Consider the following 16,458-nt stretch of genomic DNA (forward strand, 5'->3'; position numbering starts at 1 on the left):
CTGCAGACAACGCAACGACCCAGCCACCAAGGCCTACATCGAACGCCGCACCGCTGAAGGCCGAACCAAGCGAGAGATCCGCCGCTGCCTCAAACGATACGTCGCCCGCCAGACCTTCAGAATCCTCGAAAAAGGGGTTGACAAAACATAGGAGCGTCCTAAGAAACGCGAGTTTGACCAGGGACTCTGCTGGTGGTGTCTGTGGTTGGGTGGAGCGGTGTGTGGTGGGGGCCGGGCCGCCCATGCTTCCGGCGGTGGCGCTCCGCGCCGGCGCCGTCAGCAACGCCCACCCAACCTGCCCCGGCCCCCACCACCCACCGCCCTGCTGTCCCCACCGCCCCTGCCTCCCCCATCGCCCTCCCGGTCCCCATCGCCCTGCTGTCCCCACCGCCCCTGCCTCCCCCATCGCCCTCCCGGTCCCCACCGCTCCGCCCACTGCTGCCCGAGGTCCCCTCCACCGCTGGCTGAGGTGCCGCGTAGCGGCCTCGAAGCCTAGAAAACGTGAGCTGACAAGGACCGTTTCTGAGGCTTCGAGGCTCGTCGCTTCGCTCCTCACACCTCAGCCAGCGGTAGTCCCGCTGGTTGAGCCGGGCCGTGAGGAGCGGAGCGACGCGCGCCCGCGTCGAAACCCATCCGCGCCCGATCCGTGGACCCGCGGGTGGGCGGGTCACTGGCGCCAGGCGGGGGAACTGGCCAGGATCAAGTCGTCGTCCTCCGGTGGGCAGGGTGGCGCACCTGCCTGAGGTTCGAGCTGTTGCAGCCGGTGGCGTTGATGCTGCCGAGGTTTGCGGGTGGGGTCGATGTGGCGGGGTGGGGTGAACCATGGCAGGCCGGTCACCTGGTCGAGGTGTACCTGCCACTGGGATTCGGCGGATTGCAGCGGGTCGGGTTCGACGAGGCGGTGGTGGTGTGGGCACAGCAGGACGCCGTTTGTGAGGCAGGTGGGGCCGCCTGTCCACCAGGGGATGATGTGGTGGCATTGGCAGGCGGCGGGGGTGGCGGTGCAGCCGGGGAACACGCAGCCTTGGTCGCGTTGGGTGATCGCTGCGCGGAGGGCGGGGGTGAAGTGGCGGTGGGTGCGGCCGACGTCCAGCGGCCGGGATGCGCCGCCCAGGACCAGGGGGGTCAGGCGGGCGTCGCAAGCCATCCGTCGCGCGTCTCCGGCGGTGAGGCCGTCGATCCCGCCCACACCAAGGACCTGGACCGGGCCGAGACCTGACACGAGGGTGTCGTAGTTGAGGGTGATGTGGACGTGGGGGCGGTCGACGCCGTGGGAGGGGAGGGTACCGCCGGAGGCGGCATGCTGGACCAGCAGCACCAACGCATCGGCGCGGCGGGTCTCTGGGCCTGCTACTTCTCCGGCGTGGGTGTAGGTGGACTTCGCGGGCATCAACGCGTCCAGCTGCGCCGACAACAACGCCGCATCGGCGACGGGGAGCTGGCCGGTGATGCGAATCGAGCCCTGATGATCCGGGGCCAGGCGCAGGAACCGGTTCCGCCGCGCCGCGGCCTCCTCCCGCGCCAGACGGCGGGCGTCGTCGGCATCCGCCCGGTCCGGGTCGACCACCTCCGTCAAACGAGCCGCCAGGATCCGCAGTTCGGTGGGGCCCAACGTGTCGGCGTGAGCCAGGATCAGTTCCTGGCACTCCACCAACTGCGCACGGGTCAGTTGCGGGGGGAGTTTCCGCAGCCCGGTGATGATCGCCTCGGCCTGCGCCACCGAGACCACACCCTCATGCAGGGCGGCGCCGATCAGGGGGAACCGGTCACCCAGATCGGAGGCGAGACGCAGCATCGCGGTGGCCTGCGCCGGGGTGGTACGCACCGACTGCCGCACACCCTCGATGACGGCATCCGCGGCGGACAGGCGTGCTTCGTTGAGCAGGTGCAGCCGCAACCCCGCGAGTTGGGCCTCGAACTCCCCGATCGAGTCGACCAACCCGGCCAGCCGCCCCACCGCGGCGGCATCCGTGCCGAGCGCGCCGGCGGCGTCCCACAGCGCAGCGAGATACCGCTGCCCCAGGTCCACCACCATCTCGCTCATGTGAACCATTCTGTCAACGACCACCGACAGAAACGGCCCCGGGAAGCCCTCCCGGCAAGAAGATTCTCTGGGCAATCTTCCAGCCATTCCCGGACATCTGCACGAATGTGCAAAACTCTCCGACAAGGGCATACACCACTGCCAGACCCGCTCCGTGCTCCACTCTCCGGTGTGGCAATCGGGCTGATGATCAGGGTAGTGGTCGACCGGTTGACAGGGGCTTCGACAACGGCGACAACGGGTGGACCCGGCTCCTCGACTCGGGCGTCAGACAAGGGCAGCCTCCGGCCGCGCCAGACTCACGCCAGGGACCACCCTGCCTCTGGAGGCGGTTGGCCAACAACACAGCGCCGACGTCCTGGGACCCGGCGGCCGGAGGCAGATGCGCCGGAGGGCTGAGCTCGGTGCGGCTCAACTGCCAGCATGGCCGCGATCAGCCCTGGACACGAGCCAGCGGTCCTCGTGCGGGTGCCATCTCCACAGGGTCTGCTCCCCCACGTCGCGTGGCGAGCTGGCCAGCCAGTAGGCGGCGCCAGGGTCCCAGCCCGCCAGCACCGAGGCGACGCCGTCGTCGACCGTCACCGCGACCCCGGCGGTGGTCAACCAGCCCGCCACCGGGACGTGCACCACATCGAACTCGCCGGCCACGCCCACCCAGTCCGGGATGACCCATTCAACGGCCCCGAGCCCGGTGGTGCGGTACCAGTCGTGGCGGCGGGATGCCGTCACTCGCAACGGATGGCGACGGCACAACTCCGCCCAGTCGTCGGGGCCGCGAACCTCCAACACCCGAAGCCCCTCGGGCACCTCGACGGCGACGGTGGCTGCCTCCTGCCAACCCGCCTCGTCCTCGATCAGCCACAGCCCCACTGGCCCGACGTCGAGTGACCGGGTGGTCCGCGGCAGGTCGTGCGGAGGGATGGACCACCACTCGCCCGAGTACGGCGCGGTGGGGTCGACGGGGAACTCCCGGGCGGCACGCGCTTCCCACTCGACTGCGCCCGTCCGCCAGGCGCGGAGGAGCTCGTCGGGAGCCGCCCGGCGTCGCTTCAGGCCGGGGTCGCGCATCAGGGTCCGGAACTGCGGGGAGGCGGCGAACCCCTCGGTCCACCACGCGACATGACCCGAGGTCGCGATCGCCTCCGCCACGGCCGCCAGCGCGGCGCGGACTGACGGTGTCGCGGCGAGGACGTCCTCCCCGTCGGGCTCCTGCCAGTAACGGGCGCTGCCCACGGACTCCCGCAGGGCCATCCACACCGTCGGGCCGCTGACCGGAGGCAGCTCTGCCCGGGCCAGGGCCGTCGCCACCTTGTCGGCCCGCACAGACCTGGGCTCGACCGGACCGGGCCCGATCGTGAAGCGGATGCGAGACGTTCCGCTCCCCGGGTCCAGCCGGTACGCGGCATCCGAGATGTCGGAGGCCAGGTCCTCGAGGGCCTGGCGTGCCCACTCCAGGCACAGCCGACGACCTCGCGGCCCCGCGAGCAGATCTGCGGCAGTAACTGGTCCGGGGTGCGTCATGGGAGCTGCTCCTCAGGCCCCGGAGCTGCCGAGGAGGAAGTACCGGTCGTGGCGTAGGGACCGTGGCGCGAAGCCGCTCTTGGCCAGCGCGTAGGCCAGCGCGTCGTTCTCGAACGCCGCCGTCGCCAGCTGGGCGTAGCGCTTCTCGACGGCGCGCGCGACCACCCGCTCCCCCAGCGAGCTGGGGCGCAACCGTCGCGCCGCCACGGCGGCACCGGGCCGCACCGACGGCGACGCCACCGGCGGCCGCACGGACCGGAGGTCGAGCGCGTGCCAGACGCCGTTGGTGGTGAACTCCGACACCTTCAGGCACGGCGAGTAGCCCAACGCCTCGGCGTCGCTCCAGATGGCATCCACCTCCCCCGCGCCGTAGGCGGGCTCGAACCCGATCCCCTGCCGGTACGACACCACGAACACGGGAGTGTCGGCGGACGCGATCAGCGGCGCGAGGTGGCCGTTGCTGATCCCGTCGGCGCCGGCCAGCGCATGGTTCTCGATGAGGTGGTAGTCGACGAGTGGTGCGATGTCCGCAAGCCGGTAGCCGAAGTAGACCTCCGGCGTGTGTCGCAGCGGGTCGTAGAGATTGACGCCGAACTGCTTGCCGGTCGCCCGGCAAACGGCGGACACCTCCCCCAGCAACGCCTCGACGCTGCGGCGCCGGAAGTCGAGGTAGTCGGCGATGACCTGCACCCCGGCCTTGCCGGCCGCGGGCAGCGGGTATCCGAACCGGGCCTGGAACGCGGCGCGGCAGAACCGGCACGAGCAGCCGAAGAACGCGATGTAGTCCCGGCGCACGAGGAACGGCGGGATGCCGAAGATGATGTTGTCGACGAACACGCCGTCGATGTCCTCGCCGCAGGCGGCTGCCACGCGGTCCAGGATGATCTGCCTCGCCTCGGGATTGTTCGGACACGTGAGCGACCGGCCGCGGCTGTAGGGCAGGAGGCGGCCGTCGGGGTCGCGGCAGAAGACGTCGCGGCCGGTGAACTCGCTTGTCACGACGTTGAGGCCCTGCACGTAGGCATGGGTCCGGATGCCCTGGCGCCGGAACTCCGGGAGTCGTTCGCGCAGGAACTGGCGGTCTGGCGCCTCTGTCTGGTCGGAGAAGCCCCACGAGTAGGTCACCCACATGTCCGTGACGCCGAGGTTGGTTCCTGCGGCGGCGAGGGCGTCCTGGTCGTAGAGGCGAAGGAAGCTCTCGTCGTCGATGCGCGGAGCGCGGTACTTGGCCCGGAGGAGCCGGATGGTTCCGGGTCCGCCCCAGGCATACAGGCCAACTGATGGGCTCATGGTCTCCCCGGCGTCGTCGCTCGAACGATCAGGCTACAGCGAGTCGCCGGGCGATCACGGCAGGCTCTGCGGGGGCGGCGTGATCACGGCCTCGGCCCTACCGGCCGTACACCTCACGCCGATGGGCTGCCCGCACGACGGTGACCATAAGGGTTGCATCGAACACGTCGTAGATCACGCGGTGATCCCCGACGCGGATCCGCCAGGCCGTCCGTTCCCCCGCGAGCTTCCTCGCACCCGGCGGGCGAGGATCGTCCTGCAGATCCTGGACCGCGTCGAACACCCGCCTGGCCACGGGCTGGTCAGCGTCAACTAACGGGGGCAGGATGTCGCCATGGACATGGATCGCGAGGCCGTCGACCTGGTGTGCGGGATCGTCGCCGGCCACATCGACACCGAGATCGTCTACCGCGACGAGCACGTCGTGGCGTTCCTCGACCACCGGCCCGTCTTCAAGGGGCACGTGCTGGTCTGCCCGGTGACCCACGTCGCGACGCTCACCGACCTGCCGCCCGAGCTGCTCGCGCCGCTGTTCGGCGCGGTGCAGAAGGTCGCGGCCGCCGTCGTCGAGGCGCTGGGCGCGCAGGGCTCCTTCACCGCCATCAACACCGTGGTCAGCCAGTCCGTCCCCCACCTCCACGTCCACGTGGTCCCACGATCCAAGGGCGACGGCCTGCGCGGCTTCTTCTGGCCCCGCACCCGGTACGCCCACGGCGAGGAGGCGGAGTACGCGGCGAGGCTGCGCGAGGCGCTCGCGGCTCCCCCGAGGCGTCCGGGCGGGTAGCCTCGCGCTCGTGAGGATCGCCACCTGGAACGTGAACTCCGCCAAGCAGCGGATGCCGCGGCTGCTGCCCTGGCTGGAGGAGCGCCGCCCCGACGTCGTCTGCCTCCAGGAGACCAAGCTCACCGACGCCGCCTTCGACGAGCTGCTCGCCGGCCCGCTCTCGGACCTCGGCTACGCCTACGCGCACCACGGGCTGGGCGGTTTCAACGGCGTGGCGCTGCTCTCACGCGTTGGGCTGGACGACGTCGAGCGCACCTTCGCCGGGCAGCCCGAGTACCTCGGGGTCGCGGAGGCGCGCGCGGTCAGCGCGACCTGCGGCGGGGTGCGCGTCCACAGCCTCTACGTGCCGAACGGGCGCGAGGTGGCCTCGGACCACTACGCCTACAAGCTGGAATGGCTGGACGCGCTGGCCGCTGCTGTCGCGGCGGGGCCGGCTGAAGTCGCGCTGTGCGGGGACATGAACGTCGCCCCGGCCGACGCGGACGTCTTCGACCCGGCCGCCTACCTCGGCCACACGCACGTCACCGAGCCGGAGCGGCAGCGCATCGCCTCGTTCGGGCTGGTCGACGTGGTCCGGGCCCGCTGGCCGGAGCACGAGCGCGTGTTCTCCTACTGGGACTACCGCGCGGGCATGTTCCACCAGGACCTGGGGATGCGGATCGATCTCGTTCTGGCGTCGCAGCCGGTGGCCGAGCGCGTCAAGGCCGCCTGGGTGGACCGGGCCGCCCGCAAGGGCAAGCTCCCCAGCGACCACGCCCCCGTCATCGTCGACCTCGACGAGGCGCCCGACGGCGACATCGGCCCCGTCGTGCCCCCGCCGTCGAACCCGAAGCGGGGCGGGCGGACCAGGCTGCCCCAGGCGCGGGACTAGCGCACCGGCGGGGCGGGCCGGCTAGACGCGGACGACCTCGAGCGCGCCCAACTCAGCGAGCACGTCGAACCCGGAATCCTGGGTGACCACCGGCAGCCCGTTGGCCAGCGCGACCGCGGCGATCCACAGGTCGTTGACGCCCATCGCCCTGCCCGCCTCATGGAGTTGCACCCGCAGCGACGCCCAATGCCTGGCCGCCGTCGAGTCCACCACCAGCGGCTCCAGGCCGGCAAGCCGCTCGACGGTGGCCAACCGGGCCGCGCGAGTCCGCGTGTCAGGCGCCGCCAGGACGCCCGCCTGCAGCTCGGCCAGGGTCACGACGCAGACGTAGGCCTCGTCGGGAAGCTTGGCAACATCGAGCGGCCGACCCACCTCCCCGGCGATCCACACGCCGGTATCCAGCAGACCCGCGCTCATCTGATGGGCCCGAGGTCTTCGGTGGACCCGGCGGAGATCCAGCCGAGGTCCGCCTCGAGGGTGGCGTCCACCCGCTGGGCGTCCACGAGGTCGATCACGCTGGAGCGCGTCATGGCGGCGGGCCTGCGCCTCGCGGGGCTCCGGATCTCGGCCACCGGCTCCCCGTTCACGGTCACCGTGACGACGTCCCCGGCCGCGACACGGTCCAGGACCGAGCGGGTGTGGTTGCGCAGGTCACGCGAGGCGACGGTGGACATGTGCGCAACTGTAGCACTCTCGCCACACGCGTGACCGAGCACAGCGGGGGCGCCCGTCCTCAGACGAGCGCCCCCGCGTCACCCGGAGTCAACGCCCCGGCCCGCCGCGACCCTCACAGCCGCGAGCGGAACTCCTCGTGCTGGCGGATGACCGCGGCCGGCACCTTGGGTCCCATGCGGGCGAGGAAGACGTCCGTGTCGTCGGCCTCAGCGCTGAGCGCCTCGGGGTCGATCGCGAAGAGCGCCTCCCAGTCCTCGTCGCTCACGCCGGCCGCCGCGTGGTCGATGGCGCCGTCGACCGGCACCAGCCCGAAGGGCGACTCGACGGCGCCCGTCCGCCCCTCGATGCGCTCGGTGATCCACGCCAGGGCGCGTGAGTTCTCCGAGAAGCCCGGCCACAGGAAGCGGCCGTCCTCGCCGCGGCGGAACCAGTTCACCTGGAAGATCTGCGGCGCGTTGCCCGTCCGGCCCAGCTTCTCGCCGACGTTGAGCCAGTGCTGCCAGTGGTCGGCCATGTGCACGCCGGAGAAGGGCAGCATGGCGAAGGGGTCGCGGCGTAGCTCGCCGAGCGTCCCCTCGGCAGCGGCGGTGCGCTCGGAGGCCAGCGTCGCGCCCATGTAGACGCCGTGCTCCCAGTCCCGCGCCTGCGCCACGAGCGGCACGTTGGTGGCGCGTCGGCCGCCGAAGATGACAGCGTCGATCGGCACGCCAGCCGGATCGTCCCACGTGCCGGCGATCGACGGGCACAGGTCGGCGGCGACGGTGAACCGCGAGTTGGGGTGCGCAGCCGGGGTCTCGGAATCCGGCGTCCAGTCACGGCCCTGCCAGTCGATGAGGTGCGACGGCGCCTCGTCGGTCAGACCCTCCCACCACACGTCACCGTCGTCGGTGAGGGCCACGTTGGTGAAGACGGTGTCTCCCTCGATGGTGGCGATCGCCGTGGGGTTGGTGGAGTGCCCGGTCCCCGGGGCGACGCCGAAGAAGCCGGCCTCGGGATTGATGGCACGCAGGCGGCCGTCGGGGCCCGGGGCCATCCACGCGATGTCGTCGCCGATGGTTTCCACCGTCCAGCCGGGGATGGAGGGGCGCAGCATCGCGAAGTTGGTCTTCCCGCAGGCGCTGGGGAAGCCGGCGGCCACGTGGAAGGAGCGGCCCTCCGGGTTGGTCGCCTTCAGCAGCAGCATGTGGGCGGCGATCCAGCCCTCCTGCTCGCCGATCTTGGAGGCGATGCGCAGCGCGAACCCCTTCTTGGCGAGGATGGCGTTGCCGCCGTAGGCCGAGCCGTAGGACCAGATCTCGCGGGTCTCGGGGTAATGGACGATGTACTTGGTCTCGTTGCACGGCCAGACCACGTCCTCCTGCCCGGGAAGCAGGGGCGCGCCGACGGAGTGGACGGCGGGCACCCACTCCGTCTCCGGACCGATCTGGGCGAGCGCTTCGGCGCCCATCCGGGTCATGATGCCGGTGCTGATCACGACGTAGGGCGAGTCGGTGACCTGGACTCCGAGGCGGGCGAGCGGGCTGCCGACGGGGCCCATCGAGAAGGGCACGACGTACATGGTGCGTCCCCGCATGGCGCCACGGAACAGGCCACCCAGGGTCTCGCGCATCTCGGCCGGAGCTGCCCAGTTGTTGGTGGGGCCGGCGTCGTCCTCACGCTCGGAGCAGATGAAGGTGCGCGACTCGACCCGGGCCACGTCGCTCGGGTTCGAGCGGGCGAGGTAGCTGTTGGGGCGCTTCTCGGGGTTGAGCTTAATCAGGGTGCCGGCGGCCACCGACTCGTCGAGCATGCGCTGGCGCTCCTCGGCGGAGCCGTCGCACCAGACGATGCGGTCCGGCTGGGTCAGCTCGGCGATCGAGTCCACCCATGCGACGATGCGGGAGTCGGCGTTATCGGGTGCGTGGCGGGTGTACGTGACGGTGGCGGTCATGAGATTCTCCAAACCTTGTGGGTGTTGCGCTTCGGTGCGGGATGTCCTCTTGGCTTCACCATACGGAAGACCAGGGGGTGTTCCGGTAGCCGGAAGGCTGTGAAGTTCGGCAGTTCTTCGCGTATGGTGAACTGCATGGCAGATCTCTCGACGCTCGGGCGCCGCATCCGGCATTTCCGCACCAGGGCGGGGCTGACGCTGGAAGAACTGGGAGAGATCACAGGGACCGCGCCCAGCCAGCTGTCCATGGTGGAGAACGGGCACCGCGAGCCCCGGATCTCGCTGCTGGAGGCCATCGCCGAGGCGCTGAAGGTGACCGCCTCAGACCTCTTGGCCGCGGAGCCGCCGTCGCCGCGCGCCGCCCTCGAGATCGAGCTGGAGAAGGCGCAGGCCTCGCCCGCCTACCGGGAGCTGGGCCTGCCGGTCCTGCGCCCGTCGCGGGCCATGTCCGACGCGACGCTCAAGACCATCGTCGGCCTGCACCGGGAGCTCGACAGGCGCGCCCGCATGTCGATCGCCACGCCTGAGGAGGCCCGGCGAGCCAACACGCAGCACCGCACCCACATGCGGGAGCGCAACAACCACCTGCCGGAGATCGAGCTGGTCGCCGAGCAGGCCACCAAGGCCGTGCGGCACACGTCGGGCGCGCTGACACACCGCACGGTCGCGGAGATGGCCAGGCGGGTGGGGCTCACCATCGTGCACACCGACGACCTCCCCCACTCGGCGCGCGCGGTGGTGGACCTCGAGCACGGTCGCATCTACATCCCGCCCGCGTCGATCCCCGGGGGCCACGGGCTGCGCTCGCTGGCGCTGCAGGCTGTGGCCAAGAAGGTGCTCGAGCACGAGCCGCCCACGGACTACGCCGACTTCCTCCGCCAGCGCCTCGAGGCCAGCTACTTCGCCGCCGCGTGCCTGATGCCGCGCACCGCGTCGGTGGACTTCCTGGAGCGGGCCAAGCGGGAGCGCAACATCGCCATCGAGGACTTCCGCGACACCTTCGGCGTCACCCACGAGGGCGCGGCGCTGCGGTTCACGAACCTGGCCACCCACTACCTGGGAATCACGCTGCACTACCTGCGCGTCGACGGCGACGGCACCGTCGTGGGCGCCTACGAGAACGACGGCCTCCCGCTGCCCCAGGATGCCACCGGCTCGACGGAGGGCGAGGTGGTGTGCCGGCACTGGAGCGCGCGGAAGGCGTTCGCGCGCGCCACGCGCACCAGCGAGCACTACCAGTACACGGCCACGCCTGCGGGGACGTTCTTCGAGTCCACCCAGACCGGCACGGGCGCCACCTCGGAGTTCTCCATCACGCTGGGCGTGCCGTACGCCGAGTCGAAGTGGTTCCGGGGGCGGGAATCCCAGCAGCGGGAGTCGTCGACCTGCCCCGACGCGCGGTGCTGCCGCAGGCCCGACGACGGGCTGACGGAGCGCTGGAAGGGGCAAGGGTGGGCGTCGCCGAGGGTGCGCACCCACCTGTTCGCCCCCCTGCCGCAGGGAACCTACCCGGGCGTGGATGACCGCGAGCTCTACGAGTTCCTGGAGGCGCACGCCCACGACGGCGAGTAGCCGGAGGCTTACCCCGCCTCGCTGGTGAGATCCTCCGGATAGAGGACCTCGATCTCCTCGATCGTGGCGGGGAAGTCTCTTCGGTTGTTGGTCAGGAACTGGTCCGCGCCGGCTGCGACGGCGGTGGCCAGATGGGCCGCGTCCGCCGCGCGCAGCCCGTAGGTCACTGCCAGTGCGACGGCGAGGCGCGCCGTCGTCTCGTCCAGCGGCCGCAAGTCCAGGCGGCCGAGCAGGCCTGCCAGCGCCCTGACCTCCGCGGAATCCGGGCTGTCCCGGAGCGGCTTGGTCAGAACCTCGGGGAGGAGCAGGACCGAGCCGATGCCGACGGGGCCCTCACCCTCGACGGCGAACAGCGAGGCCACCGGCATGCCTAGGGGGTGCCCTGCTGTCGCCGCGTAGATGAGCACATCGGCGTCGAACGCGATGAGGGGTGTCATCGGCCCGATCGCGTGTCGCGGACGGCCTCGATCAGCTCCTCAGCCCGCTCGGCCGAGATGACAGGCTGCAAGGGCTCACTTCGCGCCGCGGCCAGCAGATCTGCGATGCGCTCGGCCTCGGCCAATGCGCCTGGTGCGCGACGCACCCGGAGCGCGTCCGGACGGACGAGGACGGCGACAACCCGACCGTGCCTGGTGATGGACACCTCTTCGCCCGCCTCCACACGGTCGAGCTGCTCGGGGAGCGTCTGGCGCGCGGTGCTCACGTTGATCGTCGACATGTCACGATTGTACATTGCTGTACAAGGTCGTACGTGTTCCGGCATGCATTCCCCACGCCCTCAAGCCCGCCTCTCTCGCCATGCTGACAAGGGGTGAGGGCCGGCGATGAGACCGACAGGGGCGGATCTGGCGGCGACTACGCCACCAGATCCGCCCCTTTCCTTCAGCGGTCAGGCACCGGCCAGCGTCAGCGACAGTGTGACGAAGCTGTGCGGGGGCAGCTCGACCTCGAGGACGCCGTCGGCCGGAGCCCCGACGGCGAACTCGGCGGGGGCGACGACGTCGGGCGCCTGGGCGGTGTTGTGGTCCGCGATCGCCCCGGCGGTGAGGATCCGGCCCTCGACGGCGGCGACCGCGCGGCCCCGCAGGTCGAGGCGCACGGTGCGGGTCTCGGCGAGGTCCAGGTTGGACAGCGAGACGAGCGCCCGGCCGTCCTTGGTGCTGGCGGAGGCCGACACCAGCGGGGTCGCGGCGCGGCCCTCACCGTGGACCGGCACCGGCTGCCCAACCCAGGACACGGTCAGCGAGTCGGCGTCGTGGTGGCCCTTGTTCATCTCGAACACGTGGTACGTGGGGGTCTTGATCAGGGTGTCCCCGTCGGTGAGCAGCACCGCCTGGAGCACGTTGACCGTCTGGGCGATGTTAGCCATCACGAGCCGGTCCGCGTGGCGGTGGAACGAGTCGAAGTGGACCGAGGCCACCAGCGCGTCGCGCATGGTGTTCTGCTGGTACAGGAAGCCGGGGTTGGTACCGGGCTCCACGGTGAACCAGGTGCCCCACTCGTCGAGGACCAGCCCGATCCGCTTCGACGGGTCGTAGACGTCCATGATGTTGCCGTGACGGGTGAGCAGCTCGTCGATCCGCCAGGCGGCGCGCATGGTGGCGTAGTAGGTGTCGTCGTCGAAGTCGGTGGCCGACTTCTTGTCCTCGAACGTGGTGGGCATCGTGTAGTAGTGCAGCGAGATGGCGTCGAAGAAGTGCCGCGGGTTGCAGCCGCACCCCAGGTCCCCCAGGGTCTTCATGAGCGTCTCGGTCCAGTGGTAGTCGTCGACGTTGGCGCCGCCGGCGATCTTGTACAGCTGGTTGCCGTCGTGCTCGCGGCAGTACGTGGAGTACTGGCGGGCGAGGTCCGCGTAGTACTCGGCGCGCATGTTGCCGCCGCAGCCCCAGGACTCGTTGCCGATCCCGAAGAACTTGACCGTCCACGGCTCGTCCCGGCCGTTGGCGCGGCGCAGCTCCGACATCGGGGCCGAGCCGGAGCGGGTCAGGTACTCCACCCAGTCCGCCATCTCGCGGACGGTCCCGGAGCCGACGTTGCCGCAGATGTAGGGCTCGGTGCCCAGCTGCTCGACCAGGTCCATGAACTCGTGGGTGCCGAACGAGTTGTCCTCGACCACGTTGCCCCAGTGGGTGTTGACCACCGACGGTCGATCCTCACGCGGGCCCACACCGTCGCGCCAGTGGTACTCGTCGGCGAAGCAGCCGCCGGGCCAGCGGAGGTTCGGAATGTCGATCCCGCGGAGGGCCTCGACCACGTCCGAGCGCATGCCGCGCACGTTCGGGATCTCCGAGTCCTCGCCGACGAACAGCCCGCCGTAGATGCAGGCGCCGAGATGCTCGGCGAAGTGCCCGTACACGTGCCGGGAAATGGTGGGGCCCGGCACGTCGAGGTTCACGACGGCGGTGAGGGGCGGATTGGTCACAGGTGTCTCCTTCTCGTCAGCGAGGCGGGGTTGACGCCAGGTGCGCCCCCAACCACACCCTCGCGCGTGCGACGGTGCATCGATGAACCAAGCATGTCAGACTGCATCCGCCTTGGTCAAGAGGACGCATTCAACTGAAGAGACAACAAATTCCACGCGGAATCTTCGCTTGACGCACAACTCCTCCCGTGTAACCATGAGTTCAGCGGTCCATCGATGAACCGCTGACTCAAGGAGGAGAGAAGTGAAGAATCGACTAAGAATCGCAGCAACACTGGCGGTCTCGGCATCCCTGCTGCTGGCAGCCTGCGGTGGTGGCGGAAGCGAGGGCTCCGCGGACGGCGGGAACGGCGCCCAGACCATCACCTTCCTTTCGTGGACCGGCGAGGAGCAGATGACCCCGATCATCGAAGCCTTCAACGAGGAGCACCCTGACATCCGAATCGACGTCTCGTTCGCTCCCCCCGTGGCCGAGTACATCCAGACGCTCCAGACGCGCGTGCTGTCCGGCACCGCCCCAGATGTCTTCGTGATCGCAGCAGAGAACAAGACCAACCTCATCGACGCGAAACAGGTTCTCGACCTGTCCGGCGAGCCCTTCATGGAGAACGTGGAGCAGTTCAACATCGACACCTACGGCCGGGACGGCGCCGCCTACGGCCTCTCCGTCTCGAGCTGGGCGGCCGGGTTCATCTACAACGAGGAACTCCTCGCGGAGGTGGGCTACGACTCGGTCCCCGACACCTGGGACGAGTTCCTCCAGATGTGCAAGGAGCTCGAGGCCGCCGGGATCAAGCCCTTCATGGAGTCCGTCGATCAGATGCCCACCACCGTCTCCGCCTGGGTCGGTGAGGAGAGCTCCACCATGGATCCCACCCTCGACGAGCAGATCTTCTCCGGAGAGTCGACCTTCGAGGAGCAGTGGACCCCGTTCCTGGAGGAGTACAACCGCCTCTACACCGAGGGCGTCGTCGGCCAGGAGGTGCTCGGTCTCGACGGCGACATGATCCGTGACGAGTTCATCGCCGGCCGCGTGGCCATGATCAACGGCGGGCCTTGGCTCATCAACGCCATCCGCGAAGGCGCGCCGGACCTCGCGTTCAAGTTCGACCTGGTGCCGGGCGTCCTCGGCGGCGCACCCTTCGCCGCTGGTGCGGCCTCTCCGGGCTACGCCATCAACTCCAAGGCCTCCGACGAGGCGCAGGAGGCAGCGAAGACCTTCCTTGCCTTCCTGGCCTCACCCGCGGGGGTGGAGATCTTCCATGAGCAGACCAACGACGTCACCGTCACAAGCGACTTCGAGCCGACGGTGGACCCGGCATTCGAGCCGATGGCCGAGTCCATCCGCACCGGCCAGCTGTACCTGCCCATGATCTCGTGGCAGCGGTCCGAGGACGTCCTCAACGTGGAGGCGGTGGCCCAGATCCAGCGCATGATCCAGGGACAGATCGAACCTGTCGACGTGGCACGGGCGATGGATACCAAGCTCGCAGCTTCATGAGCCCCAGGGTGGGGCACCACGCCGGTGCCCCACCCTCTCCACCCAACCCTGGTTCAAAAGGTGTGTGATCAACGTGCAACAAGCTGTCACGCAAGAACGGGTGACGCCCCGACACCAACCGTCGAAGATCTACGGCGGCTGGACCCAGACGGCTGTCAACAAGGCCTTCCTCGTCCCCGTGATTCTGGTCTTCCTCTTCCTCTTCGTCATTCCCCTCGCCCAGTCGTTCTACTGGAGCCTGACCGACTTCACCGGGTACAGCCCCGAGGCCAACTTCGTGGGGCTCCAGAACTACGCCACCATCGCCAACGACCCGTCGATGCTTGCCGGGCTCGGGTTCACCCTGCTCTTCGGGGTGGCCACCACCGTCCTCGTCACCGTGCTGGCGATCCCGCTCGCGGTCCAGTTGAACAAGGCCTTCATCGGCCGCAACTTCGTCCGTAGCCTCTGGTTCTTCCCGGCCATCCCGTCGATGGCCATCCTCGGCCTGGTGTGGCGCTACATCCTCTCGCCGCTGGAGTCCGGCGTGCTCAACTCGCTCCTTGCCTCGGCCGGCCTGCCACCCGTGGGATGGCTGTCGGTCGACGCGCTGGCCAAGTTCTCCGTCATCGCCGTCGGGGTTTGGGCCGCCACCGGGTGGCACGCCGTGCTCTACACCGCCTACCTGCAGTCCATCCCGCAGGAGCTCTACGAGGTGGCCAAGGTGGACGGCGCCTCGGCCCGCCAGCAGTTCTTCAGCATCACGCTTCCCCTGCTCACCCCGGCCATGGTGGTCAGCTCCTTCCTGCTCATGACCGGCGGCCTGAAGGTGTTCGACCTGCCATACACCCTCACCAACGGCGGGCCGGGGTTCGCCACCTACACGATCACCCAGTCGATCATCACGACCGGCGTGGGCCAGGGGCGCTACGGCCTGGCCTCGGCTCTGGCCGTCATCTTCACCCTTGCCGTGGCGATCCTGTCGTTCGCGCAACTGTGGCTCACCCGTCTCATCGAGAAGAGGTACGTGTGATGAGGAACCAGAATCTCCGTCGAATCGGCCTGAGCGTGGGAATGATCCTGCTCGCCGCGCTCGTCGCCGTCCCGCTCTACTACATCGTGGTCAACACGTTCAAGACCCAGGGCGAGATGGTGACCTCGCCTCTCAGCCTCCCGCGTGAATTCACGCTCGAGAACTACGCGCAGGTGCTTTCCGATCCCCGGATCTACCTGTCATTCGCCAACACGCTCTACGTGACCGCGCTGGCCGTGGTGCTGCAGCTGATCGTGGGCGCCATGGCGGCATTCGCCATGATCATGCGCAGCAGCCGGGTCAACCTGCTCATCGGGAACATCCTGCTGATCGGATTCATCGTCCCCGGGCAGTCCACCCTGATCCCGCTCTACCGCACCCTCGTCGGGTTCAAGTTGGTCGATTCTCTCAACGGACTCATCCTCATGTACCTCGGCGGATCCATATTCTGCTACTTCCTGATCCAGGGTTACATGAAGACCCTCCCCTACGAGATCATCGAGGCGGCACGGCTCGACGGCGCGAACGCGCTGCAGATCTTCTGGCGCATCGTGCTCCCGCTCATCAAGCCGATCCTGGTGACGGTGGGAGTGTTCCAGGCAATGTGGGTGTGGAACGACTTCCTCCTCCCCACCGTGTTCATCAGCACACCGAGCCGCAGGACGGTGGTCCTTCAGGTATACAATGCCGTGTCTGAGTTCACCACTGACTGGCCCAGATTCATGACGGTGTCGGTGGTCGCGCTGATCCCCATGGTGATCTTCTTCATCTTCACTCAGCGTCACATCGTCAGCGGACTGCTCGCAGGAGGGTTGAAGGGATAGTGAAAGCTGCCG

General features: G+C 69.2%; 16 protein-coding genes. 6 read left to right on the plus strand and 10 right to left on the minus strand.

The features are described from left to right. Window positions 1-667: 667 nt before the first annotated feature. From ACZK5D_RS14950 to ACZK5D_RS14965, 4 genes are all read right to left on the minus strand, one after another. Window positions 668-2,044, minus strand: a complete 1,377-nt coding sequence (locus ACZK5D_RS14950) for an HNH endonuclease signature motif containing protein (RefSeq protein ID WP_463665847.1) — start codon at window positions 2,042-2,044, stop codon at window positions 668-670. A gap of 411 nt (window positions 2,045-2,455) precedes the next feature. Beyond that, on the minus strand, window positions 2,456-3,565 hold the full coding sequence (locus ACZK5D_RS14955) for a hypothetical protein (protein WP_463665848.1): 1,110 nt from the start codon (window positions 3,563-3,565) through the stop codon (window positions 2,456-2,458). Between the two features lie 12 nt (window positions 3,566-3,577). Next, complete coding sequence (locus tag ACZK5D_RS14960; protein WP_463665849.1) at window positions 3,578-4,855, minus strand: hypothetical protein; 1,278 nt, start codon at window positions 4,853-4,855, stop codon at window positions 3,578-3,580. A gap of 97 nt (window positions 4,856-4,952) precedes the next feature. Next, entirely contained in the window at window positions 4,953-5,150 is a 198-nt protein-coding gene (locus ACZK5D_RS14965) for a type II toxin-antitoxin system RelE family toxin (protein WP_463665850.1), read from the minus strand. A gap of 39 nt (window positions 5,151-5,189) precedes the next feature. Between ACZK5D_RS14965 and ACZK5D_RS14970 the strand changes: the two genes are divergently transcribed. After that, on the plus strand, window positions 5,190-5,639 hold the full coding sequence (locus tag ACZK5D_RS14970; RefSeq protein ID WP_463665851.1) for an HIT family protein: 450 nt from the start codon (window positions 5,190-5,192) through the stop codon (window positions 5,637-5,639). 10 nt (window positions 5,640-5,649) lie between these two features. Further along, complete coding sequence (locus ACZK5D_RS14975) at window positions 5,650-6,510, plus strand: exodeoxyribonuclease III (protein WP_463665852.1); 861 nt, start codon at window positions 5,650-5,652, stop codon at window positions 6,508-6,510. A 21-nt stretch (window positions 6,511-6,531) separates the two neighbouring features. On the opposite strand, the gene ACZK5D_RS14980 is transcribed toward ACZK5D_RS14975, so the two are convergent. The 3 genes from ACZK5D_RS14980 to ACZK5D_RS14990 form a co-directional block, all read right to left on the minus strand. Then, window positions 6,532-6,927: a type II toxin-antitoxin system VapC family toxin gene (locus ACZK5D_RS14980; RefSeq protein ID WP_463665853.1), complete on the minus strand. Its 396-nt coding sequence runs from the start codon at window positions 6,925-6,927 to the stop codon at window positions 6,532-6,534. Continuing rightward, window positions 6,924-7,184 carry a type II toxin-antitoxin system Phd/YefM family antitoxin gene (locus ACZK5D_RS14985; protein WP_463665854.1) on the minus strand — a complete coding sequence of 87 codons (261 nt, stop codon included), beginning with the start codon at window positions 7,182-7,184 and terminating at the stop codon, window positions 6,924-6,926. The genes ACZK5D_RS14980 and ACZK5D_RS14985 overlap by 4 nt, the downstream gene beginning before the upstream one ends. A gap of 113 nt (window positions 7,185-7,297) precedes the next feature. Further along, window positions 7,298-9,115, minus strand: a complete 1,818-nt coding sequence (locus tag ACZK5D_RS14990; protein WP_463665855.1) for a phosphoenolpyruvate carboxykinase (GTP) — start codon at window positions 9,113-9,115, stop codon at window positions 7,298-7,300. A 135-nt stretch (window positions 9,116-9,250) separates the two neighbouring features. Here ACZK5D_RS14990 and ACZK5D_RS14995 point away from each other — a divergent pair, with 135 nt between their 5' ends. Then, on the plus strand, window positions 9,251-10,687 hold the full coding sequence (locus ACZK5D_RS14995; RefSeq protein ID WP_463665856.1) for a helix-turn-helix domain-containing protein: 1,437 nt from the start codon (window positions 9,251-9,253) through the stop codon (window positions 10,685-10,687). An 8-nt stretch (window positions 10,688-10,695) separates the two neighbouring features. On the opposite strand, the gene ACZK5D_RS15000 is transcribed toward ACZK5D_RS14995, so the two are convergent. From ACZK5D_RS15000 to ACZK5D_RS15010, 3 genes are all read right to left on the minus strand, one after another. Next, window positions 10,696-11,124 (minus strand): type II toxin-antitoxin system VapC family toxin, encoded by a 429-nt coding sequence (locus tag ACZK5D_RS15000; protein ID WP_463665857.1) that lies wholly within the window; start codon window positions 11,122-11,124, stop codon window positions 10,696-10,698. Continuing rightward, the gene (locus tag ACZK5D_RS15005; protein WP_463665858.1) at window positions 11,121-11,405 is read right to left on the minus strand and encodes a type II toxin-antitoxin system Phd/YefM family antitoxin; all 285 of its coding nucleotides are present in this window, start codon (window positions 11,403-11,405) and stop codon (window positions 11,121-11,123) included. Before ACZK5D_RS15005 ends, ACZK5D_RS15000 begins: the two co-directional genes overlap by 4 nt. A gap of 171 nt (window positions 11,406-11,576) precedes the next feature. After that, on the minus strand, window positions 11,577-13,109 hold the full coding sequence (locus tag ACZK5D_RS15010) for an alpha-N-arabinofuranosidase (RefSeq protein WP_463665859.1): 1,533 nt from the start codon (window positions 13,107-13,109) through the stop codon (window positions 11,577-11,579). A 244-nt stretch (window positions 13,110-13,353) separates the two neighbouring features. Here ACZK5D_RS15010 and ACZK5D_RS15015 point away from each other — a divergent pair, with 244 nt between their 5' ends. The 3 genes from ACZK5D_RS15015 (at window position 13,354) to ACZK5D_RS15025 (ending at window position 16,446) form a co-directional block, all read left to right on the plus strand. Then, window positions 13,354-14,610, plus strand: coding sequence for an ABC transporter substrate-binding protein (locus ACZK5D_RS15015; RefSeq protein ID WP_458994922.1), 1,257 nt, complete (start codon window positions 13,354-13,356; stop codon window positions 14,608-14,610). Between the two features lie 100 nt (window positions 14,611-14,710). Next, window positions 14,711-15,622 carry a carbohydrate ABC transporter permease gene (locus ACZK5D_RS15020; RefSeq protein WP_458994923.1) on the plus strand — a complete coding sequence of 304 codons (912 nt, stop codon included), beginning with the start codon at window positions 14,711-14,713 and terminating at the stop codon, window positions 15,620-15,622. After that, complete coding sequence (locus ACZK5D_RS15025) at window positions 15,622-16,446, plus strand: carbohydrate ABC transporter permease (protein WP_463665860.1); 825 nt, start codon at window positions 15,622-15,624, stop codon at window positions 16,444-16,446. The genes ACZK5D_RS15020 and ACZK5D_RS15025 overlap by 1 nt, the downstream gene beginning before the upstream one ends. Window positions 16,447-16,458 lie beyond the last annotated feature (12 nt).

The organism is Tessaracoccus yangjingae (genome assembly GCF_055326235.1).